Genomic DNA, 23,749 nt, shown 5'->3' with positions numbered 1-23,749 from the left:
CCGTCAAACGTGGGGGATTGTGCACATGGTGGAGCGGTATCACCGGGTGTGCCGGGACGGGCGAGGAGAATGAGGCCATGGAGACGCGCTCGTGGGTACGCGACGGCCTACGGGCCATCGCGGGTGGCGTGTTCGCCGTCGGTCTGGCCATCACCAACCTGCCGCTGCTGGCGATGTCGATCGTGGCGCTCGCCCTCACCCCGGTGCCGTTCCTCGGCCTGGCCCTGCTGCCGTGGGCCACCAACCTGGTCCGGATGCGGGCCAACCTGGAACGCCGGCTGGCCGCGCGGGCCGGCATCGCGATCGCCCGCCCGTACGAGCCGCCGCCGGCGCGGGCGCTGCCCGGCGGCTGGAAACGCTTCCGGTGGATCGCCACCGACCCGGCGACCTGGCGTGACCTGGCCTGGCTGCTCCCCGGCGCGATCGTCGCCTTCGTGCTCGGCCTGCTCGCGGTGGCCATCCCGCTCTACGGCCTGGAGGGCATCTCGCTGCTGCCGCTCTGGCTCTACCTGAGCATCGACTGGTACGGGTACGGCGTCTTCTGGCCGATCGCCAACTTCAGTGAGGCCATGCTCTCGATGCCGCAGGGCGTGCTGTTCCTGGCCCTGGGCCTGGGCGCGGCCCCGTGGCTGCTCGAGGTCAACGCCCAGTTCGCCAAGCTGTTCCTGGCCCCGACCAAGGCCGCCGGTCTGCGGCTGCGGGTCACCCAGCTGACCGTCACCCGGGCCGACACCGTGGACGCGCAGGCCGCCGAACTGCGCCGGATCGAGCGCGATCTGCACGACGGGGCGCAGGCCCGGCTGGTCTCGCTGGGCATGACCATCGGCCTGGCCGAGGAGATGATCGAGCGCGATCCGGCCGCAGCCCGCAAACTGCTCACCGAGGCCCGCGAGGCCAGCGGTACGGCGCTGCTCGAACTGCGCAACCTGGTGCGTGGCATCCACCCGCCGGTGCTGGCCGAGCGTGGCCTCGACGGCGCGGTACGGGCCCTGGCGATGAGCCTGCCGTTGCGGGTGACGGTGGAGATGGACCTGCCCGGCCGGCCGCAGACCCCGGTGGAGTCCGCCGCCTACTTCGCCACGGCGGAGGCGCTGGCCAACGTGGTGCGGCACAGCCGGGCCCGGACCGTGCAGATCTACGTCCAGCACGTGGACGACCTGCTGTTGCTGACGGTGAGCGACGACGGGGTGGGCGGCGCCGATCCGGCCCACGGCACCGGACTGCGTGGCATCGCCCGCCGCCTGGCCGCATTCGATGGCACCATGTCGGTGTCCTCCCCGCCGGGCGGACCGACGGTCGTATCGATGGAGTTGCCGTGCGCGTTGTCCTCGCTGAAGACCTCGCCCTCCTCCGCGACGGGCTGACCCGCCTGCTGGAGGCCTTCGAGTTCGAGGTGGTCGAGGCCGTGGACAACGGCCCGGCGCTGCTGCCCGCGCTGATCAAGCACCGGCCGGACGTGGCCGTGGTCGACGTGCGGCTGCCGCCCACCTTCACCGACGAGGGCCTGCAGGCGGCCATCGCGGCCCGCACCGAGATCCCCGGCCTGCCGGTGCTCGTGCTCTCCCAGCACGTCGAGCCGCTGTACGCCCGCGAGCTGCTGAGCGACCGCAAGGGCGGCGTCGGCTACCTGCTCAAGGACCGCATCTCGAACGTGGCGCAGTTCGTCGACGCGGTCCGCCGGGTCGCCGACGGTGGCACGGCGATGGACCCGGAGGTGGTCTCCCAGCTGCTCGCCCGCCGGGAGCCGCTCGCGGTGCTGACCGCGCGCGAGCGAGAGGTGCTGGGGGAGATGGCCGAGGGCCGGTCCAACGCGGCGATCGCGGCGAAGCTGTTCGTCACCGAGAAGGCGGTCAGCAAGCACATCAACAACATCTTCACCAAGCTCGGCATGCCGCCCTCGGACGACGACAACCGCCGGGTCCTAGCCGTGCTCACCTATCTCAACGGCTAGCTCCAGCAGCCGCACCACCCGGAGCGCCTTCCGGGCGGTCTCCTCCAGGTCGTCCGGGCGCAGCGGCCCGTCCAGCGGCACGAAGGCGAACAGCTCGTCGCCGATGACCGTCCACGGTGGAATGTCGCCGCGCAGGTGGGCGGCGCGGAGCTGTGGATCACCGAGCCGCTCGGTGTCCGTGCCGACCGGCTGGAAGCGGTGCAGGAACTCGTCCTCGCCGTCGCGCAGCCGGCCCGGCAGGCGGTGGACCCGCACGCCCATCGACGGCACCGGCCGGGGCAGGGCGACGATCGCGAAGGCGGCCCGGCCGGACCGCCGGTCGACCGTCGTGCCCAGGCCGTTGTCGTCGAACTCCAGCAGCCCGGTGCGCACCGGAAGACCATCAACCCGCTTCGCGTACGCCCGCAGCACAGTGACCGTGTCCGGCCAGCGCACGAGCGACTGCCACGGCCAGCGCCAAGCCGCGGGTTCCCATCCGGCTGTGCGTTCCCAGTGCCGCAACTCGTCGGCCGCCCGCTGCTTGCGGCGGCCCTGCTGGTACGCCCGGCCGAAGGCGGTGACGCTGACGATCCCGATGACCACCAGGAAGCCGATGCCGCCGAAGACCTCACTCAGCGCGAACATGGCGACCCGCAGCAGAACGACGGCGACCAGTAGCCCGAAGATCATGCCGCCGACGAACAGCGCGTCGATCAGAGGATTGGCTCGGCGGTGCGAGCGGACAGGTCCGGGCATCGGCGCTCACTGTATCGAGCGCAGTCGAATCCCCGGGCGGGCGATCCGGGCGGGCGACCCGGGCGGGCGATCCGGGCGGGTCGCCCGTCCGGGTCGGCGTCGCTGGATCAGTGGCGCCAGGTCAGCTTGGCCACCCGGCCCTGCTCGCCGGAGGCCCAGCAGGCGCCGGACACGCACAGCACCGCGTCGAAGCTGCCCGCGTCGAACTCGGTCCACGTCCGACCGCCGTCGCGGCTGATGTCGCTGCCGGTCGGTCCGACCGCGAGCGCCGTGCTGCGGCCCAGCCAGGCCGCGCCCGACCGGTATTCGCCCGGCTCGGCCTTTGCGGTCTGCCAGGTGCGGCCGCCGTCCCGGGTCGTCGCCGCGGCGTCCGGAGCCGTCTCCGGCACGGCGTAGTCGCCGCCGACCGCGATGCCGTGCCACGGGTCGCGGAAGGCCAGGCTGTAGACGCCGGCGCTGGGACCGCTCGGGATCGTGCTGTCCGTGACCCGCCAGGACCGGCCACCGTTCACGGTCGTGAAGACCCGGGCGCGCTCGCCGCCGCCGGTGGCGAACCAGGCCCGCCCGGCGCCGAGGCGATCGGCCGAGACCAGGCACGTGCCGCTCGCCGCGAAGGCGAACTCGCCGGCCAGCGCCGCGGGCATGCCGGCCGTGGGCTGCACCCGCCACGAGCGGCCACCGTCGGCGGTGGCCAGGATGCGGAACTTGCCGCCGACCGGGTCGGAGAGCGCGAGGCCGTGCCGGCGGTCCAGGAAGGTCACGCAGTCGTAGAACGCAGCCGGATCGTCGTTGCGGAACGTCTCGGTCCAGGTGCGACCGCCGTCGGCCGTCCGGTAGAGCCGGGACTGGTCGCCCTCGCCGATGGTCAGCGCCACGGCGTGGTCGGCGTCGAACGCCTCGATGTCGCGGAACTGGAGCTCGGCGGTGCCCGGCGGATCGACCCGCTGCCAGCTGCGCGCGCCGTCGACCGTCCGCAGGATCGTGCCCGCGGAACCGGCCACCCAGGCCACTTTGTCACTGACCGGGGCCAGACCCCGGAAGCGGGCGGTGACCCCGGTGTCGGACAGCCGCCAGGCCGGCGTGGGGTGCCCGGAGGTGAAGCCCGCGGTGGCGGTCAGCGTGACGAGGGCGAGAGCAGCCATCGAGATCTTTCGCAGCGTCATGGTCGGGAACTTACTCCGGCCCACCGACATCGGCAGGCGGTAGATTCCGGCGATGGGGAATCCGACGATCACTGCCTGGCGTACGGCGGGCGAGAACGGCGATGCGACGGCCGCTGCGACCTGTCTCGCCCCCGAGGTCGAGATGATCTCACCGCTGACCGCACAGTTCCGCTTCCACGGCCCGGCCCAGGTGACCGATGTGCTGACGAGCGCCTTCGAGGTCATCCACGACATCCGCTATCACACCGAGGTCGGCGCGGACGACACCTGGGCGCTCTTCTACCACGGCATGGCCCGGCGGGAGCCGGTCGAGGAAGCGCAGTTGCTGCGGCTGAACGGACAGGGGCTGATCCGGGAGATCACCTTCTTCGGACGCCCGCTGCCGGCGCTGACCGAGGTGATGGCCGGTATCGGCCCGCGCCTGCTGCGCCGTCAGCGCCAGCCGGGCCTGGCGCGGCTCGTCGGCCTGGCGACAGCGCCGCTCAACGCGCTGACCAAGCTCGGCGAACGGACGATCCTGCCACGCGCGGACCCGTCCCGGCGACGGTGACCTGTGCTGATGCTCACGGGGTGCGCGGTTTTGATCACAGTCCCGGAGAGCCGTTCGCCACCCAGCCGTGACACCGGGCATGAATCATCAAGGGTATGGAAACCGCAGCGCCGCAGCTCGCCGTCACCGTGGCGATCACCCGCCGGGCCGATCCGTCCCGCAACGCGGAGATGCTGGCCTGGGTCCGGGCCGGCGCCACCCTGGCCGAGGACTTCCCCGGCTTCCTCGGGGTGGGCTGGATGCGGCCGGTGCTGGGCTCGACGGAGTGGCACATGCTGTACCGCTTCGCCGACGCCGCCGCCCTGCACGCGTGGGAGGAGTCCCCGCAGCGGCAGTGGTGGCTGTCGTCGGCGCAGGGCATGGTCGAGCACACCCGGGTGGAGCGGCGCACCGGCATCGAGGGCTGGTTCGACCCGCCGCAGGAGCACGAGGTCGACGACCTGACCGCGCCGCCGCCGGGTCCGCCGCCGCGCTGGAAACAGGCGGTGATCATCTGGCTGGGCTTCTTCCCGGTCAGCCTGCTCGCGGCGGTGACGCTGGGGCAGCTGCTGGCCGGACAGCACGTGCTGGTGCGCACGCTGGTGACCACGTTGTGCCTGACGCCGCTGATGACGTACCTGGTGCTGCCGCAGGTCACCAGGGCGCTGCAATGGTGGCTGCACGGCCAGCCACCGCCGTGGCGCCGCTGAGGATTTGACCCTCGACCAACTCGAGGCACCAGGCTCCCACCCGTGCGGAGATACGGAATCTGGCTGGCGGCCGCGACGGTGTCACTGCTCGGCACGCAGGTGCTGGGCTTCGCGATGGCCTGGGTGGCGGCCGGGCGCGGCGGGGCGTTCGCCGGCCTGGTGCTGACGGCGATCAACCTGCCGCGGGTGCTGTTGCTGCTGGCGGGCGGGGCGGTGGCCGACCGGGTCGGCGCCTGGCGCGTGATGATCGTGGCCGACGTCGTGATGACGGCCGTGATGCTGGCGGTCGCGGGGGCGGCGGTGGCGTGGGGTGAGCAGCCGTGGTTGCTGGTGGGCGCGGCGCTGGCGGTCGGGCTGGTGGACGCCTTCTATCTGCCCAGCTCGGGGTCGCTGCCGCGGTTGCTGGTGAGCGGTCCCGGCCTGGCCCGGGCGTTGTCGGCCCGCCACCTCGCGGGGCAGCTCGTTGCTGCTGCCGGGCCGCCGGTGGGCGCGGTGGTGGTGGCTGCCGCGGGGATCGCCGCCGCGGCGCTGGGGAACGCGGTGACGTTCGCCCTGATGGCGTTGGTGCTGGTGGGACTGCGGCGAAGCTTGCCGGACCTGGGTCGTCCGGCGAGCGCGGCGCCGGCTCAGGCCGGCGGTTTCTGGCAGCAGGCGGTTGACGGCTTACGTACGGCCGGGCGGGACAGGGTGTTGCGGCCGGCGCTGTTGCTGACTGCCGCTGCTGCCGCCTCTCTGCTGCCGGTTTCGGGCTTGCTGGTGCCGTTGCTGGCTCGGCAGCGGCACTGGCCCGCCGCTGCCGGTGGGGCGGTTGTGGGTGCCGTGGCGCTCGGGACAGCAGTTGTGGCGAGCATCGTGCTGGCGCGGGGTGCGGCGCGGCGGCCGGGAGCGGCGGCGATCACCGGCCTGCTGATCGCGGCGGGGGCGGTGGCGGCGCTGGCGGTGGCGCCCGGCGTGGCGGTGGCGATCGGTGCCGGGCTGGTGGTGGGGGTGGGTGCCGGGCTGTTCAGTGCGCACATCGCGCCGCTGGTCCTGGGTGCGGCGCCGGCCACGCACCTGGCTCGGATCCAGGCGGTGCTGGTGCTCGTGCAGAGTGTGCCACTGCTGGTCACCACCAACGTGCTGGGCGGGCTGGCCGACGCCGGTTCGGTCTCGGTGGTGCTGCTGGTCTGCGCTTCGGCGCTGGGACTGGCGGCGACTGTGACCGCCGTGCGGAGCGACCTGCCCACGGCGGCGGGCGCGGCAGACGGCTCAGGCGGGACGGTGCCCACGGCGGGCGCGGGGGATGGGTCAGGTGGAGCGGTGCCAGCGGGCGCCGAGGGCGGCGCCGGTGGGGGCGGTGCCGGCCAGGCTGCCGTAGGAGGTCGCGGTGGCGCGTAGGCCGGCGAGGTGGATGTCCAGGTAGCGGCGGCGCAGTTCGCGTATCTGGTCCGGGGTGCCGAGGCGGATCGCGGCGAGCTGCTCGTAGATCATCGGCAGGTCGGTGCTCTCCAGGTCGGCACGGACGGCGCCCGACTGCTGGGCGCGGTGCAGGATGCCGTCCGCGAGCACCCTCGCCTGCGCGGCCAGGTCACGGTGCTCCGGCGTGGTCGGGAAGCGGCCGGCCAGATACACGGTCAGCGAGTGCACGTCGGCCTCGACGACGCCCCGCAGGAACGTCACGAACGCCTCCCACGGATCAGCCACCACACCAGCCGCTTCCGCAACACCGACGAACTGCCGCAGGCCGTCCAGGCAGAGCGTCCCCAGCAACGCCTCCTTGCTGGGGTAACGCCGGTACAGCGCGCTGATGCCCACCCCGGCGGCTCGGGCGACCGCGGCGATCGGGGCGTCCGGGTCGGCGACGAAGACGTCCCGGGCCGCGGTGAGGATCGCGCCGTCGTTGCGGACGGCCCGGGCGCGGCGGCCGTTCAGGACCTCGGGCTCCGTCATGGGTCGACCTCGTTTCCGGACGGCGGTGGTGGCGTCCGGATCAGGCTAACACTTGTGCGGAACAGATCGTTCCGCTACCGTCGGAGGTAGCGGAACATTCCATTCCGTTCCGGAAGAGACGGCGAGGAGACATCATGAACGCGACGACCACCTGGACCGTCCTGGACCGCGCCCACGCAGCCCTGCGCGACGCGACCACGGCGCTGACCGACGCCGACCTCGGCCGGCCCACGCCCTGCACGGAGTGGACCGTGGCCCAGGTCCTGCAGCACGCCGCGGGCGACCAGCTCGCCTACGTCGCCGCCATCACCGGGCGCGGCGGCCCGGCCGATGACCCGTTCGCCCCGTCCGGCTCCTTGACCGGCAGCCCGGCCGAGCTCGTCGAGCCGACCCTCGCCGCGTCCGCAGCCGCCTTCGCCACCGTCGACCCCTCCGGCACGGCGCCGACCCCGCTGCCGCACGGTGCCCTGCCCGCCGCCACGGCCGTCGGGGCCGCCGCGCTCGACGCCGCCGTCCACGCCTGGGACGTCGCGGTCGCGACCGGCCGGCCCGCGCTGCTCGACGACGACCTCGCCGCCGAGCTGCTGCCGGTGGCCCGGGCGATCGTCGAGCCGCTGCGCCAGTACGGCGCCTACGCGCCCGCGCTGGAGGCTGGTGAGCGGGACGGCGCCGCCGCGCAGCTGCTGCGTTACCTCGGGCGTGACCCCGAATGGTCCGCGGTGAGCTGACAGCCGCAACTTCCGGGCGATTTCGTTCAGCTCGCCCGCTCCGCGCCCGATCGTTGGCGGCGAGGAGGCAATCAGATGCGGCTGCGCAACTGGCTCGCCGTGGTCGTCAGCGTTCTGCTGCTGGTGGCTGTCGGCATCGTGGGCGTGATGGTGAACCGGTCGGCGCTGCGTGCCGCCGACACGGTGCACCGTTCCGACTCGTTGGCGCTCGCGGTCAACAACGCGACCCTGGCCGGGCAGATGCAGCAGCTGTCCGCCAAGGAGCTCAAGGCCTTCGCCGACAGCTACCCCTTCCACCTGAGCGCCGGCTACGCCGGGGACCGGGAGGCACTCGAGGCGTACGTCGCGAAGTCCACCTCCTTCCCGTACGGGGCGGCGATCACCGGGCTCGACGGCACCGTGCTGAACGCGTCCCGGGGGAACCCGCTGCCGCCGGGCTCCGACGCCGGGTACCAGCCGATGCGTGCGTTGCTGGCGGCGGGCAAGCTCGGCGTCTCCTCGCTCATGCAGGTCAAGGACGCGGGCGGGAACACGGTCGCGGTCGAGGCTTTCGCTGTGCCGATCAAGGCCGGGGGCGCCACCGCGGCGTTGCTGGTCGGTTATCACAAGTTCGCCGCTACGACTCTGCAGGCGTACACCGCGCGGTTGAAATCGGCGGCGCACCTGACCACGATCATGGACACCGCCGGGCAGGTCGGTTTCACCAGCCAGGCCGAGCGGATCGGCACCCGGATGGACCCGGCCGTGGTCGCCGCCGCGGCCCGGCTGACCGACGGGTCGAAGTTCGTCGAGTACCGCGCGGCCGGCACCGAGATGATCTCCATCGTCGTGAAGAACGAGTCGCTGCCGGGTGGCTGGGCGTATGTGCGCACCCAGACGATGGCGTCCTTCGACGGCGCGGTGCACAGCCGCAGCCAGACCATCAACGTGACGCTGCTGGCGATGCTGCTGATCGGCGCTGTCGGCATCTCCGCCCTCGGCTACCGCACCCAGGTCCAGCGGCGCCGCGCCGACGAGCGGTTCCAGGCCTTGTTCCTGCACGCCCCGGACATGGTCGCCGTGCTCGACGCCGAGGGCCGGGTCGCCTACTCCAGCCCCAGCGCCGCCTCGGTGCTGCACTTCCCGGCGGGCTCGCTGCAGGGTTCCAGCGTCTTCGAGCTGGTCCACCCGGAGGACCGGCCGCGGATGCGGGAGGCCTTCGCCGCGCTGCTCAGCGGGCGGGACTCGGTGCTGCGGTTGCAGACCCGGATCCTCAACCGGGCCGGCAACGCCACCTGGTTCGAGTTCACCGCCTCCAACCAGATGCAGAACCCGGCGCTGACCGGCATCGTCATCAACGCCCGGGACATCTCCGAGAACCGGGCGTTCCAGGAGCGGCTGCACCACGAGGCCACCCACGACGCGCTCACCGGACTGCCGAACCGCCGGCGCATGCAGGACGCGCTGGGCACCTCGCTGCGGGACGACGCGGTGGCCGTGCTCTTCGTCGACCTCGACGGTTTCAAGCCGGTCAACGACGCGCACGGGCACGAGGCCGGCGACGAGCTGCTGCGCCAGGTCGCCGAGCGGCTCAGCGCCTGCGTCCGCGAGGGTGATGTGCTGGCCCGGGTCGGCGGTGACGAGTTCGTGGTGCTGATGCCGGGGGTCACCGCGCAGGCCGACGCCGACGCGATGAGCCAGCGGGTACGGCTCGCGGTGGAGCGCCCGTTCCAGGTGTTCGGCGCCGACATCACCATCGGGGCCAGCGTCGGCGTGCACCTGGCCACCCCGAGCGACGACCCGGACCAGGCCCTGCGCGCTGCCGACCACGCCATGTACGCGGTCAAGCACCTCGGCGGCGGCCGGCGCGCGAACGGCGTACCGGAGCAACGGGAACCGGCCCGCGTGGGCCGGCACCGCGCCGACTAGGTCCGGTCTAACCCCGGTCGAGCAGTTGCTGCAGCTCGACGGCCAGCGCGATGGACGCGTCGATCTCCACCTTGCGGATCGACACGCTCTCCACGTTGAAGCCGAACGGCATCCCCAGCCGCCGGCAGAAGGTGATCAGGTCGCGGGCGTTGCGCACGCACTGGTCGAACGACTCGGCGAGCGGATCCGGCGAGTGCCGCAGGGTGTTCTCCAGCCACGGCGGCACGTTCACGCCCAGCCACTTGAGGAACGCCAGGGTCTTCAGCGACCCGCACACCGACATCGTCAAGATGACCGGGCGCGGGGCGATGCCCCGGTCGCGGCAGGCGTAGTAGTAGTCCGAGAGCATGCTCTTGGTGGCGTCGACGTCGTAGACCACCTGGGAGATGAAGTACGCGCAGCCACGCTCCTGTTTGGACACCATCCGCAGGTGCTCGTCGCGGCCCCGGATGTACCGCTCGGTGATCGCGACCCCGCCGACCAGCAGGTCCGGGCGTACCTCCCGGCGCAGCTCGTGGGCCGTGCGCAGGTCGGTGCGCACTGGCTTGTCGCTCGACGACGGGCCGACGAAGACGGTCATCACCTCGTCGGTGTCCACCGCCTGCAGCCAGGACGACAGCTCGTCGCGCGGATACTTGCCGACGCACCGGTAGATGACCACCGGCTTGCCGAAGCCGCCGAGGTGGCCGGCGTGGAAGTCCGCCGGGTCCATCGTCGGCAGGAACGGGAACGGCCGGTCGTCCGGGTTGCGGTCGCTCTCGTCGTCGATGTCGTAGAGGACGAGCCCGTCCAGGTCCACGTCGGCGAGCCGGGCCGTGGTGACGGCGGCGATCTCGTCGGCCCGGGCGGCGGCGCTCTGCCGGGGTGGGGTGACGCTGACGAGCAGCATCCCGCTGTGGGCCTCTTGCAGTTTCACGCGCAGCGGAGTCGGCATGCCGCTCAGAGTAAGGGGCTCATGCGGCGGACCGAGCGGCTAGGTTGGCCCTATGGCCACCAAGTCACCCGCGATCGAGGTCGATGCCGGGGAGCACACCGTCCGCGTCTCGAACCCGGACCGGGTGTACTTCCCGGAGCTCGGCCTGACCAAGCTCGACCTGGTCAACTACTACCTGAGCGTCGGCGACGGCATCGTGCGGGCGCTGCGCGAGCGGCCGTGCATGCTGCACCGCTTCCCGGACGGCCTGGCCGGGGAGAAGGTGCACCAGAAGAGGGTGCCGCACGGCGCCCCGCCCTGGCTGCAGACGGTCCGGGTGGAGTTCCCCCGCTACAAGCGGCACGCCGACGAGCTGTGCGTGACGCAGCTCGGCGAGGTGATCTGGGCGGTGCAGATGTCGACGGTCGAGTTCCACCCGTGGAATTCCCGGCGCGCCGACACCGAGAAGCCCGATGAGTGGCGCATCGACCTGGACCCGATGCCCGACTGCGGGTTCGACACCGTACGCCGGGTCGCGCACGTGGCCCACGAGGTCCTCGACGAGCTGGGCATCACCGGCTATCCCAAGACCTCCGGCGGCCGGGGTATGCACATCTACGTCCGGATCGCCCCGGAGCACGGCTTCTCCGACGTACGGCGGGCGGCGCTGGCCTTCGCCCGGGAGGTGGAGCGGCGCTCGCCCGAGGTGACCACGACCTGGTGGCGCAAGGACCGTGACCCGGAGAAGCTGTTCGTCGACTACAACCAGAACGCCCGCGACCACACCATCGCCAGCGCGTACTCGGTGCGTGGCAACCAGCGCGGGACGGTCTCCACGCCGATCCGCTGGGACGAGATCGACGCCGTGGAGCCCGACGAGTTCACCCTGCAGACCGTACCGGCCCGCTTCGCCGAGCTGGGTGACCTGCACGCGAGCATCGACGACACCGCCTTCGACCTCGGCCCGCTGCTGGAGTGGGCCGAGCGGGACGAGAAGGCGGGTCTGGCCGGCCCGGCCGACCCCGAGTGACGCTTGTCCACATCACGCCATGTCCGCTCTGCGGCAGCCTCACGTAACACGACGGTGAATATCCGGACTCCATGATGCGTGCAGCGAATCACGCTGCGAAGGAGTCCCCATGCTGAGTCGTCTGCTCGTCGGCGTCCTGATCGGAGCCACGGCGATACCCGGCCCCGCGGCGGCCGCCCTGGCCGCACCGGCACCGCCCCGGGCCGAGCCCGGCGCCGTGACCATCACCCTGATCACCGGCGACACGGTCGCACTCACCAAGGCCGGCCGGCGGTACGCGGCCACGGTCCGCCCCGCCCCCGGCCGCGAGGGCGTCACGTTCCACACCCTGGAGACCGACGGCGGCCTGCGGGTGCTGCCGGCCGACGCGATCCCGCTGGTCGACGCAGGCCGCCTCGACGCCGAGCTGTTCGACGTCGAGCACCTGGTGGCGCAGGGCTACGGCGACGCGGCCTCGCCGACCCTGCCGCTGATCGTCCAGGGTGGCGGCGCTGCCTTCCGTACCGCCGACGCGCGCGCCCTGACCAGCATCGACGCCACCGCGATCAAGCCGGCCAAGGACAGCCTGGCCGCCTTCTGGAAGGCGCAGACCGCGGGCGCCCGGACCACGGGTGAGACCCACATCTGGCTGGACGGCAAGGTCAAGCCGGTGCTGGACCGCAGCACCGCGCAGATCGGCGCCCCCACCGCCTGGCAGGCCGGACTCGATGGCCGCGGCGTCAAGGTCGCCGTGCTCGACACCGGCGTCGACGCCGGCCACCCCGATCTGGCCGGCCGGATCGCCGAGGCGCGCAACTTCAGCGCGAGTGAGGACACCGTCGACCGCTTCGGCCACGGCACCCACGTCGCGGCCACGGTCGCCGGCAGCGGCGCGGCCTCCGGCGGCAGCCGCAAGGGTGTCGCGTACGGCGCCCAGCTGCTGATCGGCAAGGTGCTCGACGACAGCGGCTCCGGCTACGAGTCGGAGATCATCCAGGGCATGCAGTGGGCCGTGGCGCAGGGGGCCAAGGTCGTCAACATGAGCCTCGGCGGCTCGGCCACCGACGGCACCGACCCGATGAGCGTCGCGGTCGACGAGATCAGCGCGGCCAGCGGCGCCCTGTTCGTCATCGCGGCGGGCAACGAGGGCGCGGACTCCACGGTCGGCACTCCCGGGGCCGCCCCCAGCGCGCTCACGGTCGGCGCGGTCGACCGGGCCGACCAGCTCGCCGACTTCTCCAGCCGCGGCCCGCGCCTCGGCGACCTCGGCCTCAAGCCCGAGATCACCGCGCCGGGCGTCGCCATCGTGGCGGCCCGCGCGGCCGGCACCACCATGGGCGACCCGGTCGACGAGCATTACACCGCGGCTTCCGGCACCTCGATGGCGACGCCGCACATCGCCGGCTCGGCGGCGCTGCTGGCCCAGCAGCATCCGGACTGGACCGGCGCGAGGATCAAGGAAGCGCTGGTCAGCACCGCGAAGACCGCCGCCGGCCAATCCGTGTACGCCCAGGGCGCCGGCCGCGTCGACCTCACCCGGGCCACCACCCAGCCGGTGACCGGCACCGCCGTCGCGGACTTCGGCCTGCACGCGGTGGGCGAGACGCCGAGCATCGCCACCAAGACCGTGACCTACACGAACGCGGGCAGCACGCCGGTGACCCTGGCCCTGGCCGCACCGGCCGGCTTCACCACGGACAAGCCCAGCGTCACCGTGCCGGCCGCCGGCTCCGCGTCCGTCGTGCTCAGCGTCGACTTCGCGAAGCAGGACCAGGGGCAGTTCAGCGGCTGGCTCAAGGCGACCGCCAGCGGCACCGTGGTCACCACCGCGATCGGCGCGACCCTGGACGGCCCCCGGCACACCGTCACGGTCAAGGCCGTCGACCGCAGCGGTACGCCCGCAGCCGTGCCCGCGCTGACCATCCACGGCGACGACAGCCGCTTCGACGTGCTCGGCTGGTTCGGCACCGGTGGCCGTACGTGGGAGGTGCAGGAGGGGACGTACCTGCTCGACGCGCTGCTCGAGGACGGTGCGCCGCTCGACGAGCAGGCCACCTACGTGAGCATCCCGGAGCTGCGGGTCGACAAGGACATCGAGGTGCTGATCGACGCTCGCAAGGGCACGCCGATCCGGATCGAGACGCCCAAGCCCTCCGAGCAGCAGGCGGTGCTCAGCTACTACGTGCACCGGGTCACCGGCACGGGCCGGGGCATCGCCCACGGCGTCATGCACTTCAGCACGGTCGAGCAGGTCAACGTGGTGCCGACGAAGAAGGTGGCCAAGGGCAGCTTCGAGTTCTCGTCGCGGTGGCAGCTGGTGGCGCCGATGGTGCAGACCAGGGTGCCCGGCGTCAGCGGTCCGCTCGACCTCAACCTGTTCGGCAACTCGCCGGCCTACTCCGGCACCAAGCGGTTCCCGTTGACGACGTGGGGTGCTGGCCCCGTACGAGGGAAAGCAGTCCTGATCCCGGCGACCGACGAGGACGAGCTGGACCAGATCGCCGCGGCGGCGCGAGCCGGCGCGGCGGCAGCCCTGCTGGTGCGGCCGGCCGACCGTTCCGCGTGGACGGTATTCGCGCCGGACGCCGAACAGCTGCCGGTGACCTCGCTGGCCGTGGCGTACGACGACGGGCAGAAGCTGCTCGCCCGGGCCGCCCGGCCGGGCGCGGTGATCGATTTGACCCTGACCCGGTCGAGCCCGTACCTCTACGACGTCTTCCAGGTGTCCAAGGACCGCATCCCGGAGCGCGTCGTGCACCGGGTGACAACCGCCAACAGCCGGCGGATCAAGACGACCTACGCCGACAACGGCGGTTTCGACTGGGTGAAGGAGCAGCGGTTCGGATGGCGCCCCTGGCAGACGTATTCGTGGAACGACACCTCCCGCGTGGTGCACACCCCGTCGACCCGCGAGGAGTGGGTGTCGGCCGGCGACTCGGTGTGGCAGCACCGGGTGCACAGCCTCTACCCGTGGAGCAGCTTCGGGCAGTTGCAGGGTGGCTTCACCGAGCTGCCGCGGAGCTACAGCGCGGGCAAGGAGCCGGAGAGCTGGGCCGCGCCGGTGGTACGGCCCGCGGCACCGGCCGGCATCGCGTCGACCCGCGTCGGTGACGTGCTGAAACTGCGCGTCTCGGAGTTCGTGGACAGCGACGGTCACTACGAGGCCGAGGCGCCCGACCCCGTCGCCGCCACGCTCTGGCGGGACGGCAAAGTGCTCGCCGAGCTGCCGAACGCCTGGCAGAACGTGGCCACGAGCAAGGGCACGGCGGCGTACAAGCTGCGCCTCACCACGCAACGCGGTGGCGAGGACTGGCTGTACGGCACGCGGACCGAGACCGAGTGGACGTTCCGCTCCGGGGCCGACGGCACCCTGCCGCTGCTGCACGTCGGCTACGACGCGCCGCGCACGACCCGGGCACACCTGCTCAAGCTGACCTTCTCGGCCAAGGTGAGCAGCCTGAAGGTGGAGGTGTCGGCCGACGACGGCGCCACGTTCCAGCGGGCGGTGACCGTCGGCGGCACGGCCCTGATCCCGGGCGGGCGTACCCCGGTGTCACTGCGGGTCACCGCGAAGGACAAGGCCGGCAACACCGTGACGCAGACGGTGGTCCGCGCCTACCCGCGCGGCTGACCGGCCGGGTCCGCCGGGGCTGCCAGCCAGCCCCGGCGGGCCGCCTGGAACGCCAGGCCGGTGCGGGTGTCCACCCCGGCCAGCGCCATCAGCCGGTCCAGCCGGCGCTGCACGGTGCGCTTGCTGACCCCGAGATGGGTGGCGATGGACTTGTCCGGCATCCCGGACACGAACAGCGACAGCAGCAGCACCTCGGGCGCCGGCAGGTCGCCGCGCGGGGCGTCGGCGAGCACCGGGGTGGCCCGCTCCCAGTAGCTCTCGAAGAGCGCCACCAGCGCGTCGAGCAGCTCACTGGAACGGATCAGCGCGGCGGTGGGCTCGCCCACCCCGCGGGACTCGTCCGGCACCAGCGGGCAGATGGCCAGGGACCGGTCGGCGATCGCCAGCCGTACGGGCAGAGCGGGCAAAGTCCGCGACTCCTCGCCGGCACTGATCGACTCGACGATGCTGGCCAGCTCACCGGGCTTCTCCAGCAACTCCCGCTCGTAGATGGCGCGGTACTTCACGCCCCGGGCCAGCGCCGAGCTCTCCTCCTCGTTCTCCGGTCCCTGCATGGCGATCGGGTTGGCCCGGCAGAACCAGAGAATCTCCTCCCGGGCGGTGTCCTGCATCTCGAACAGCCGCCGCCGCAACGCCTGCGCGCCGACGACGATCTCGACCAGATGCTCGGCGCTGCGCCGCCGGTTGCTGCTGCGGTAGTCCTCACTGAGCGCGGCAACGACCTGCCGCGCCGACTCCAGCGACTGTTGCTGACGCAGCAACGTGTCACCCAGAGCGACGTCCGGTGGCAGAGCGTGAAAAGTCGGGCCGGGAGTGACGAGGCCCTTGGCGCGCAACGACTCCAGCACGTCGGCGGCCTGCCGCGCGGACGTACCGGCGAGCCGCGCCAGCTCGTCCGGGCCGGCACCGGCGAGCCGCACCAGCAAGCGGTAAGCCTCCTGCTCAGCGGTGGTGAGCAGCTCGGGGTCGGGATGCATGCGGCCACTCTACGAGCGTCCCGCAGCCCGGGCGGCCGGGCGGCGGCCCGCTGCGACGAGATCGTCGGCGACCTCCGCGGCCCGCTCTGGCGGTTCACCGAGGGCGTCGCCGGCGTGCTGTACCCCGGGCTCGGCCCCGCGGTCGCCGCCGCCGGCCGGGTCACCTCGAGGTCACCGAGCTGCCCGCCGAGGGCACCCAGGAGGCGTTCCTGGAGGGCATCGACGATGTGCGGCTGGTCACCCGGGAGCAACTGGAGGCGATGATGGTGGCGGGCGAGATGACCGACCCGCACACGCGGGCCGCGTACGGGTTCGCCGTCGCCCGCGGCGCGCTGTAAGGCCCGGCCGGCGTAGCCGATCATCCGATATCGACCCCGAGAAAACCCTGACCTGTCGTTTTTCTGCTTGGTGCGGTCATCGGGCAGGCCTACGCTGCGGCGCATCGGATGACACGGGGGGTTCCGAGATGGCCGGGCTGGTGTGTGGACGCTGGAGCAAATGGGTGGTGCTCGGCCTCTGGGTCGTGGTGCTCATGATCGCGGCGCCGATGGCGGGCAAGCTGAGCGACGTCCAGAAGAACGACAACGCAGCCTGGCTGCCCGGTGGGGCGGAGGCCACCCAGGTCTCCGAGCTGCAGGGCACCTTCCAGTCCGACGACATCGCGCCGGCCGTCATCGTCTACGAGCGGGCCGCCGGCATCACCCCGGCCGACACCGCCAAGGCCACTCAGGACGCTGCCGCGATGGGCCGGGTCGCCGGGGTCACCGGTGACGTCACCGGGCCGGTGCCGGCCAAGGACGGTCAGGCGCTGCAGACCATCGTGCCGATCAAGGTGGACGCGGACGGCTGGGACAAGATCGTCGACACGGTCGACCAGCTGAAGGCCACCACCGGCGCCGGGAGCGACGGGCTCAGCATTCAGTACGCCGGGCCGGCCGCCACCGCCGCGGACAGTGCCGAGGCGTTCGAGGGCATCGACGGCACCCTGCTCTACACGACGCTGGCGATCGTGGCGATCATCCTGCTGATCACGTACCGCAGTCCGGTGCTCTGGCTGTTGCCCATCATCTCCGCCGGGGTCGCGCTGACCACCTCGCAGGCGGTCATCTACCTGCTCGCCAAGCACGCCGGGCTGGTGGTGAACGCGCAGAGCGCGGGCATCCTGACAGTGCTCGTCTTCGGCGCGGGCACCGACTACGCCCTGCTGCTCGTCGCCCGCTACCGCGAGGAGCTGCGCCGGCACGACGACCGGCACGAGGCGATGGCGCTCGCGTTGCACCGGGCCGGGCCGGCCATCATCGCCAGCGCCGCCACCGTGGCCGTGGGCATGTCCTGCCTGACGCTCGCCGAGGTCAACTCGACCAGCGGCCTGGGCCCGGTCTCCGCGCTCGGCATCGTGGTCGGGCTGCTCGCGATGATCACCTTGCTGCCGGCGCTGCTGGTCATCTTCGGCCGCTGGCTGTTCTGGCCGGTGCGCCCGGCGATGGGCACAGCCGAGCCGACCGCCACCGGCATCTACGCCAAGATGGGCGCGCGGATCGCTCGCCGGCCGCGCCTGGTCTGGGTCACCACCGCGGCCGTGCTCGGCGCGATGTCGCTGGGCCTGCTCCAGCTCGAGGCCAACGGCCTGTCCCAGGCCGACCAGTTCGTCGACAAGCCGTCGTCGGTCTCCGGCGAGGAGGCGCTGGCCCGGCACTTCGCGGCCGGCCAGGGCCAGCCGGTAGTCGTGATCGGCCAGGCGGCCGCGGCCGCCCAGATCCGGTCGGCGGTCGCCGCCACACCCGGTATCAGCTCCGCCGGTGAGCCCTTGGTCAAGGGCGACCTGGTGCTGATCGAGGGCCTGCTGGCCGACCCGCCGGACAGCGACGCGGCGATGGCCACCATCAAGCGGGTCCGCGCCGCCGTGCATCCGGTCGGTGACGCCCAGGTGGGTGGCATGACCGCCATGACGCTGGACATCAACGAGGCCAACGAGCACGACAACCGGCTGATCATCCCGCTGGTCCTGCTCGTGGTGCTGGTGATCCTGGGCCTGCTGCTGCGCGCGATCGTCGCCCCGCTGGTGCTGATCGCCACGGTCGTGCTGTCCTTCGGCGCCGCGCTGGGCGTCAGCGCGCTGATCTTCCGGCACGTGTTCGGCTTCGCCGGCGAGGACACGTCGTTCCCGCTGTACGTGTTCGTCTTCCTGGTCGCCCTGGGCATCGACTACAACATCTTCCTGATGACCCGGGTCCGCGAGGAGACGCACGGGCACGGGCCCCGGCGTGGCGCGCTGATCGGCCTGGCCGCCACCGGTGGGGTGATCACCTCCGCCGGGATCGTGCTCGCGGGCACCTTCGCCGCGCTCGGCAGCCTGCCGCTGGTGGCGTTCGCCGAGATCGGTTTCGCGGTCGCGTTCGGCGTGCTGCTGGACACCCTCATCGTGCGGTCGGTGCTGGTGACCGCGCTCAACCTCGACCTGGGACGGTGGATGTGGTGGCCGGGGCGGCTGGCCCGGGTCCGCGACGAGCCGGCCCCCCGCGAGCCGGAACGTGACCTCGAACCCGTGCCCTGAGCGGGTAGATTCCCTGCTCATGAGGTTTCGTGCGGAGCTGCAGTCGACCGGCGGGAACACAGCCGGGTTCCAGGTCGACGACGACGTGGTGGCCGCGCTGGACGGCGGTGGCCGGCCCAAGGTGGTCGTGACCGTCAACGGCTTCGAGTGGCGCAGCTCGATCGCCCGGATGAGCGGCTCCTACTGGCTGGGTGTCAGCGTGGAACGCCGGGCCGCCGCCGGGATCGCGCCCGGCGAGGTGCTCGACGTGGACGTCGTGCTGGACCGGGCCGTCCGCGAGGTGGAGGTGCCGGCGGATCTCGCGGCGGCGCTCGACGCCGAGCCGGCCGCGAAGGCGTTCTGGGACGGCCTGTCCTACAGCAACAAGAGCTGGCACGTCCTGCAGGTCACCGGCGCGAAGGCGGCGGAGACGAGGGCCCGGCGGGTGGCCCGGTCGGTGGCGATGATGCTCGAGGGCCGGGCCCGCTGACCGTCACTGGCCGCCGATCCGCTTGACGGTCGTGCCGACCAGCTTCTGCCAGTCGGCGGAGAACTGCGGGTTGGCGCTCGCGTCCGACTTGCCCAGGCGGTAGATCGCGTACTGGTCGACGAGCACCACGTTGCCCCGGGCCAGCGCGGCCACGGCCACGTCGGCGGTGGCGGGGTGCGCTTTGTCGTACTGCTTCTGGCGGGTGGTGACGAAGCCGATCCAGCCGCCCTCCTCCAGCGGGGCCGTCGCGGCCGTCTCCGTGTACGCCGGTTCCTCGCGCTCGCCGGACTTCGCGGGCCGTGACACGGTGGGTGCGCAGGCGTCGGCGACCGTACGCAGCGTGGCGAGCGCGGTCGCGGCGGAGACGGCATCCTCGTAGACCAGGCCCAGCTGGGTCAGGCTCTGCACGCCCTCGGTGCCCTCGTCGGAGAGCGGCGCGGCGACCAGTTGCGGCTTGCCGGGGATGCCGGCCGGGGCGGTGTCGGCGCCGCAGATGCTGACGAGCTGGTTCGGCGCCGCCGACTCCTGCGGGGCCTTCCAGGTCGGGCCCACCTCGGCGGGCTTGAGCAGAGCGTTGCGCACGGTGTCGACGGTGATGGTGCCGTCGGGGTCGGGGGAGTCGTCCGACGAGCAGCCGGCGAAAGCGGCGACGGCACACACGGCCAGGGCGGCACGGACGACTCTGGTCACAACCATCCGGCCATGATGGCAGACGTCCGGCGGTCACCCGCAGTCACCAGCAGGCGGTGCCCCGGTGGTGACGCGACGTGACGAACTCGCGGGCCGGGATCCACGATGATCCCGGCCCGCGAGCAGCTGTCGGCGAGCGGTGACCTCAGGCCGTCGGGGCCACCGGCGGCGCTGCCGGGTCGGCCGGCGGTGCGGTGGGGTCGGTGTCGCCGAGCGGCGCCAGCAGCTCGGCGCGGCCCTCGAAGGCGAACAGCAGCAGATCGACCATCCGGAACGTGTCGGCGTCCGGGCCCAGCGTCGGGCGCCACGACGGGTCGCGCACGATCGAGATGCGGCTGCCCTCCATCGCCCGGTGGAAGACCTCCGCCACGATCCGGCCACCGACGCCGGTGAGCCGTCCGCCGTTGAGCTCCGCCTCCCGCAGGATGTAGAACCACAGCGGCGTCCGGGCGGCGAACGCGTTCCGCTCGTCGTCGCTGAGGGTGGTGAGCACCGCGCCGGCGTCCGTACCGCCGATGATCTGCTCCGCGGTGAGCGGCGTGACGCCGAGGAACTCCGCCGCCTGCTGGCCGCTGGCCAGCTCGACCATGTTGGCCCGGACCAGGTTGCGGAACGCCAGGTTCAGCTGGATCGCCGGCGGGCTGGTGCCGTTGCCGCCGAACGTGCCCTTGGGCATCCCGGCCAGCGGGTTGACCAGCAGCGTGTCGATGCGCTGGGCGATGTTGACGCCGGCCGGCGGGGCCAGGTCAGGGCGAGACGCCTCCGCGGCGAAGTCGTACATCCGCCGCCAGTCGACCGCCCAGTTGGTCGGGAGCCGTTCGAAGAGCCCCGACTCCTGGTCGTTGACGTCCGGGTTGGCCGGGTCGAAGTTGCCGCTGGTGCCGCTGAAGGTGAACAGCAACCGCAGGCTGCCCCGGGTGCCGGAGAAGATCCGGTTCCAGTCGTACGCGGCCCGCACCATGCTGTGCCCGAGCCGGTACGCCGCCACCGAGAACTCGATCGGCATCGTCGGGGTGTCGCCGGCCTTGGCGTACCGCTGGTGGCCGTTGGTGTGGCCGCCGCCGGGCACCTCGAAGAACCGGCGGCCGGTGGTGAACACGTCCTCGACGATCTCCCGGTCGACGATCCGCGGCAGGAAGTCGGTGCGCAGCATCCACTGGTAGTGCCGGACGACGGTTTCCCGGGCCCGCTCGAACAGGATCGCGCTGGGCACGCCGTTGTCGGCGAGCTGGTCGACGACCCGGTTGTGGAAGCGGATGAACGCCAGGTGGGTCTGCGCCACGATCAGGTTCTCGTCGTTGCGGTGGTCCGGGATCAGCGCGCGCTGCCGCTCCGCCTTGGTCGAGCCCTGGGTGACCCGCGGCAGGTCGTAGCCGTTGAGGTTGACGTTGGTGCCGCCGGTGCCGATCGCCGCGGTGATGCCGACGCGCAGCTTCAGCTTGTCCGGGGCGTAGAAGCGGTCGTCGTCGCGGTCGCCGGGACCGCGGCCGTACACCGAGTCCAGGTCCAGAGCCGGCGACCGGCCCTGCAGCAGCTCGTTGACGGTGACGTGCTCGCCGAGCGCGCGGGCCGTGTTGTCCAGGGTCAGGTCGTGGTCGACGAACTGGCCCAGGTAGGTGAAGCCGGCCGGGACCGGCGGGTCCGCGGACACCGGCTGCACGGCCGGCGCGGTGGGTGCCACGGTCATCGCCGTGGCGACCTTCTCCAGGACGGTCGCGTCGATGGTCCCGCCCTTGGGCAGCAGCCGGGAGAACCGGAACTTGCGCAGGGACGCCTCCGTGGACGGCCGTTCACACACCCCGCTCTTGCCGTCCGTGGTCAGGATTCCCTCGCCGACGACGTAATAGTTCTCGCGCATGTGACGTTTCACGAGTGCGCACACCTTTCGCCCGAGTGAGTCGCCGCCCGCCCGGGGAGGGACGGGCGGCGAGGACACGTCCCCCTCGGCCGCATCCGTGGGATGCAGAGCTGCCGGCTGGTGCCCCTGATACCCGGGAGACGGCGGTGTCGGGAAGCTGTCAGCGGTGCCGCAGCGCGGTGAGGAACCAGCCGAGCACCGGGCCGAGACGCTCCGGAGCCGGCCAGCCGTTGACCACCGATAGCAGCTCCAGGTAGCGCTCCCGGCGCGGGTCCCGGGCCGCCTCCAGCTGAGCCTCGAGCCGTTCGCGCACCGGATAGCGGGTCAGCACCGCGGTCACCACCCGCCCGGCCAGTGCCGAGGCCGGGTCGACACCGGCCGCCATTGCCGGTCCCGCCTCGTCGCGGACCAGTGCGACCGGGTCCCGGCGGAGCAGCACCGGATCGCGGTCGGCGGCGTGCCGTTCGGCCAGCTGCCGCATGAGGTCCCGGAACGCCGGCTCCCGGGCCAGCCCGGCCAGCTCGATCCACGCCTCCAGCTGCGCGGGCTCCGGGTCGTCGGGCAGTTCCGGGGTCAGCGAGCGGGCGATGCCGGCGAAGCCGTCCAGGCCACCGAAGACCTGCCCGAGGAAGTCGTCGATCAGGGCGCGGCGTTCCCGCTCGCCGAGCCCGGCCAGTTCGCGCATGTGCTGGACCTCCTGCGGGGTGGATCCGTACCGCGCCGCGGCCGACAGCACCGCGCGGCGCAGTCGCAGGGTGCGGATCTGGATGTCGAGAGCTTCGGTGTGGGCGGCCGCCACCTCGGCCAGGGTGGCCTCGCGGTCCACCACCCGGCGGATCGTCGCCAGGTCGAGCCCCAGCTCGCGCAGGGTGCGGACCAGTTCCAGCCGGGCGACCGCGGTGGCGTCGTAGCGGCGGTGACCGGCCACGCTGCGGCCGGCCGGCGGCACGATCCCGCGATCGGCGTAGAACCGGACGGTCTTGACCGTCAGCCCGGTCCGCCGGGCCAGCTCACCGATCGACAGGAATGCCATGGCCCCCACTCTGCGACCTCCCCCGGTGGGAGAGGCAAGGGCTCAGCGGCGGGTCGCGGTCCGGACCAGGCCGGCCAGGGCCCGGGAACGGCTGTGCGGCGGCCAGGCGAGCACCGTCGTCACGGCCGGCGCGTCGGACACCGGTACGACGGCGAGGCCGGGGCTCAGCTGGGCCCGGGCCGACTCGGGCAGGACCGCCGACGCCCGGCCCAGCGCGATCAGCTGGTAGAGCTGGGCGCTGTCGCGTACCTGGGGGCCGGGGCCGTCCGGGTAGGTGCCGTCGGGCCGGGGCCGGCGTGGCTCCGGCAGGCCGGGCAGCTCGGTGACCTCGGCCAGCCGTACCTCGGAGCGGGTGCTGAGGGGATGCCCGGCCGGCAGGACCACGACCTGCCCCTCCGTGCACAGTTCCTCGGTGTCCAGGCCGGCGGTGGAGTCGAACGGCAGGTGCAGCAGGGCCACGTCGGCCCGCCCGTCGCGCAGCATCCGTTCCTGCTCGCCGATGCCGCAGAGCAGCACGTCGACGGTCACCGCACCGGGCTCGGCGGCGTACGCGTCGAGCAGCTTGGCCAGCAGCTCGCTGGACGCCCCGGCCTTCGTGACCAGCACCAGGCCGGGGTCGCCGGTACCGGACAGAGCAGCCCGGCGGGTACGGCGGTCCGCGGCATCAACCGCATCGAGGGCGGCCCGGCCCTCGGCCAGCAGCACCGACCCCGCCTCGGTCAACGTGACGCTGCGGCTGGTGCGTTCCAGCAGCGTCACCCCGAGCCGCCGTTCGAGCTGCGCGACCGCCCGGGACAACGGCGGTTGCGCGATGCCGAGCCGGCGTGCGGCCCGCCCGAAGTGCAGCTCCTCGGCGACGGCGACGAAGTACCGCAGCTCCCGCGTCTCCATCCCCGCACGGTACCCGGAATCGATACCCGCGCGGTATCGATGGCTCCTCGAACGGTGTTGGTGGCCGGCCG

The 23,749-nt window shown here is 72.5% G+C and carries 20 protein-coding genes; 11 read left to right on the top strand and 9 right to left on the bottom strand.

Annotated features, from left to right (window positions below):
• Positions 1 to 77 precede the first annotated feature (77 nt).
• Positions 78 to 1,364, top strand: coding sequence for a sensor histidine kinase (locus tag ACQP2Y_RS38245; protein ID WP_433721197.1), 1,287 nt, complete (start codon positions 78 to 80; stop codon positions 1,362 to 1,364).
• Positions 1,316 to 1,951: a LuxR C-terminal-related transcriptional regulator gene (locus tag ACQP2Y_RS38240; protein WP_433721195.1), complete on the top strand. Its 636-nt coding sequence runs from the start codon at positions 1,316 to 1,318 to the stop codon at positions 1,949 to 1,951. The genes ACQP2Y_RS38245 and ACQP2Y_RS38240 overlap by 49 nt, the downstream gene beginning before the upstream one ends.
• Here the strand turns inward: ACQP2Y_RS38240 and ACQP2Y_RS38235 are convergent.
• Both ACQP2Y_RS38235 and ACQP2Y_RS38230 read right to left on the bottom strand, forming a co-directional pair.
• Positions 1,922 to 2,686, bottom strand: coding sequence for a hypothetical protein (locus tag ACQP2Y_RS38235; RefSeq protein ID WP_433721194.1), 765 nt, complete (start codon positions 2,684 to 2,686; stop codon positions 1,922 to 1,924). The two genes, ACQP2Y_RS38240 and ACQP2Y_RS38235, sit on opposite strands and share 30 nt — an antisense overlap.
• A gap of 107 nt (positions 2,687 to 2,793) precedes the next feature.
• Positions 2,794 to 3,849, bottom strand: coding sequence for a WD40/YVTN/BNR-like repeat-containing protein (locus tag ACQP2Y_RS38230; RefSeq protein WP_433721192.1), 1,056 nt, complete (start codon positions 3,847 to 3,849; stop codon positions 2,794 to 2,796).
• A gap of 52 nt (positions 3,850 to 3,901) precedes the next feature.
• On the opposite strand from ACQP2Y_RS38230, the gene ACQP2Y_RS38225 reads away from it, so the two are divergent.
• From ACQP2Y_RS38225 to ACQP2Y_RS38215, 3 genes are all read left to right on the top strand, one after another.
• Positions 3,902 to 4,399: a nuclear transport factor 2 family protein gene (locus tag ACQP2Y_RS38225; RefSeq protein ID WP_433721190.1), complete on the top strand. Its 498-nt coding sequence runs from the start codon at positions 3,902 to 3,904 to the stop codon at positions 4,397 to 4,399.
• A gap of 95 nt (positions 4,400 to 4,494) precedes the next feature.
• Positions 4,495 to 5,088 carry an antibiotic biosynthesis monooxygenase gene (locus ACQP2Y_RS38220; protein WP_360822174.1) on the top strand — a complete coding sequence of 198 codons (594 nt, stop codon included), beginning with the start codon at positions 4,495 to 4,497 and terminating at the stop codon, positions 5,086 to 5,088.
• A gap of 42 nt (positions 5,089 to 5,130) precedes the next feature.
• Positions 5,131 to 6,465: an MFS transporter gene (locus ACQP2Y_RS38215; protein ID WP_433721188.1), complete on the top strand. Its 1,335-nt coding sequence runs from the start codon at positions 5,131 to 5,133 to the stop codon at positions 6,463 to 6,465.
• On the opposite strand, the gene ACQP2Y_RS38210 is transcribed toward ACQP2Y_RS38215, so the two are convergent.
• On the bottom strand, positions 6,376 to 7,017 hold the full coding sequence (locus tag ACQP2Y_RS38210) for a TetR family transcriptional regulator (RefSeq protein ID WP_433721187.1): 642 nt from the start codon (positions 7,015 to 7,017) through the stop codon (positions 6,376 to 6,378). The two genes, ACQP2Y_RS38215 and ACQP2Y_RS38210, sit on opposite strands and share 90 nt — an antisense overlap.
• Positions 7,018 to 7,151: 134 nt before the next feature.
• On the opposite strand from ACQP2Y_RS38210, the gene ACQP2Y_RS38205 reads away from it, so the two are divergent.
• Positions 7,152 to 7,745, top strand: coding sequence for a TIGR03086 family metal-binding protein (locus ACQP2Y_RS38205; RefSeq protein WP_433721185.1), 594 nt, complete (start codon positions 7,152 to 7,154; stop codon positions 7,743 to 7,745).
• A 75-nt stretch (positions 7,746 to 7,820) separates the two neighbouring features.
• Complete coding sequence (locus ACQP2Y_RS38200) at positions 7,821 to 9,653, top strand: diguanylate cyclase domain-containing protein (protein ID WP_433721183.1); 1,833 nt, start codon at positions 7,821 to 7,823, stop codon at positions 9,651 to 9,653.
• A 7-nt stretch (positions 9,654 to 9,660) separates the two neighbouring features.
• On the opposite strand, the gene ACQP2Y_RS38195 is transcribed toward ACQP2Y_RS38200, so the two are convergent.
• Positions 9,661 to 10,587, bottom strand: a complete 927-nt coding sequence (locus ACQP2Y_RS38195; protein WP_433721182.1) for a 5,10-methylenetetrahydrofolate reductase — start codon at positions 10,585 to 10,587, stop codon at positions 9,661 to 9,663.
• A gap of 52 nt (positions 10,588 to 10,639) precedes the next feature.
• On the opposite strand from ACQP2Y_RS38195, the gene ligD reads away from it, so the two are divergent.
• On the top strand, positions 10,640 to 11,596 hold the full coding sequence (ligD, locus tag ACQP2Y_RS38190) for a non-homologous end-joining DNA ligase (protein WP_433721180.1): 957 nt from the start codon (positions 10,640 to 10,642) through the stop codon (positions 11,594 to 11,596).
• Between the two features lie 109 nt (positions 11,597 to 11,705).
• Positions 11,706 to 15,206, top strand: a complete 3,501-nt coding sequence (locus ACQP2Y_RS38185) for a S8 family serine peptidase (RefSeq protein WP_433721178.1) — start codon at positions 11,706 to 11,708, stop codon at positions 15,204 to 15,206.
• Here the strand turns inward: ACQP2Y_RS38185 and ACQP2Y_RS38180 are convergent.
• Positions 15,191 to 16,183: a TrmB family transcriptional regulator gene (locus ACQP2Y_RS38180; RefSeq protein ID WP_433721177.1), complete on the bottom strand. Its 993-nt coding sequence runs from the start codon at positions 16,181 to 16,183 to the stop codon at positions 15,191 to 15,193. The two genes, ACQP2Y_RS38185 and ACQP2Y_RS38180, sit on opposite strands and share 16 nt — an antisense overlap.
• A 466-nt stretch (positions 16,184 to 16,649) precedes the next feature.
• Here ACQP2Y_RS38180 and ACQP2Y_RS38175 point away from each other — a divergent pair, with 466 nt between their 5' ends.
• Positions 16,650 to 18,737, top strand: coding sequence for an MMPL family transporter (locus tag ACQP2Y_RS38175; protein ID WP_433721175.1), 2,088 nt, complete (start codon positions 16,650 to 16,652; stop codon positions 18,735 to 18,737).
• A gap of 19 nt (positions 18,738 to 18,756) precedes the next feature.
• On the top strand, positions 18,757 to 19,206 hold the full coding sequence (locus ACQP2Y_RS38170) for a YdeI/OmpD-associated family protein (protein ID WP_433721174.1): 450 nt from the start codon (positions 18,757 to 18,759) through the stop codon (positions 19,204 to 19,206).
• A gap of 3 nt (positions 19,207 to 19,209) precedes the next feature.
• Here ACQP2Y_RS38170 and ACQP2Y_RS38165 read toward each other — a convergent pair whose 3' ends face one another.
• The 4 genes from ACQP2Y_RS38165 to ACQP2Y_RS38150 all read right to left on the bottom strand — a co-directional run bounded on the left by ACQP2Y_RS38165 (position 19,210) and on the right by ACQP2Y_RS38150 (position 23,678).
• Complete coding sequence (locus tag ACQP2Y_RS38165; protein WP_433721173.1) at positions 19,210 to 19,902, bottom strand: hypothetical protein; 693 nt, start codon at positions 19,900 to 19,902, stop codon at positions 19,210 to 19,212.
• Between the two features lie 139 nt (positions 19,903 to 20,041).
• Positions 20,042 to 21,766 (bottom strand): peroxidase family protein, encoded by a 1,725-nt coding sequence (locus ACQP2Y_RS38160; protein WP_433721172.1) that lies wholly within the window; start codon positions 21,764 to 21,766, stop codon positions 20,042 to 20,044.
• 148 nt (positions 21,767 to 21,914) lie between these two features.
• Complete coding sequence (locus ACQP2Y_RS38155; protein ID WP_433721170.1) at positions 21,915 to 22,787, bottom strand: MerR family transcriptional regulator; 873 nt, start codon at positions 22,785 to 22,787, stop codon at positions 21,915 to 21,917.
• Between the two features lie 42 nt (positions 22,788 to 22,829).
• On the bottom strand, positions 22,830 to 23,678 hold the full coding sequence (locus ACQP2Y_RS38150; RefSeq protein ID WP_433721168.1) for a LysR family transcriptional regulator: 849 nt from the start codon (positions 23,676 to 23,678) through the stop codon (positions 22,830 to 22,832).
• Positions 23,679 to 23,749 lie beyond the last annotated feature (71 nt).

Origin of the sequence: Actinoplanes sp. CA-051413, assembly GCF_050955795.1 — a bacterium.
Lineage (GTDB): Bacteria > Actinomycetota > Actinomycetes > Mycobacteriales > Micromonosporaceae > Actinoplanes.
Note: the sequence above shows the minus strand (reverse complement) of the source record. Positions and strands in the feature narration are given on the sequence as shown.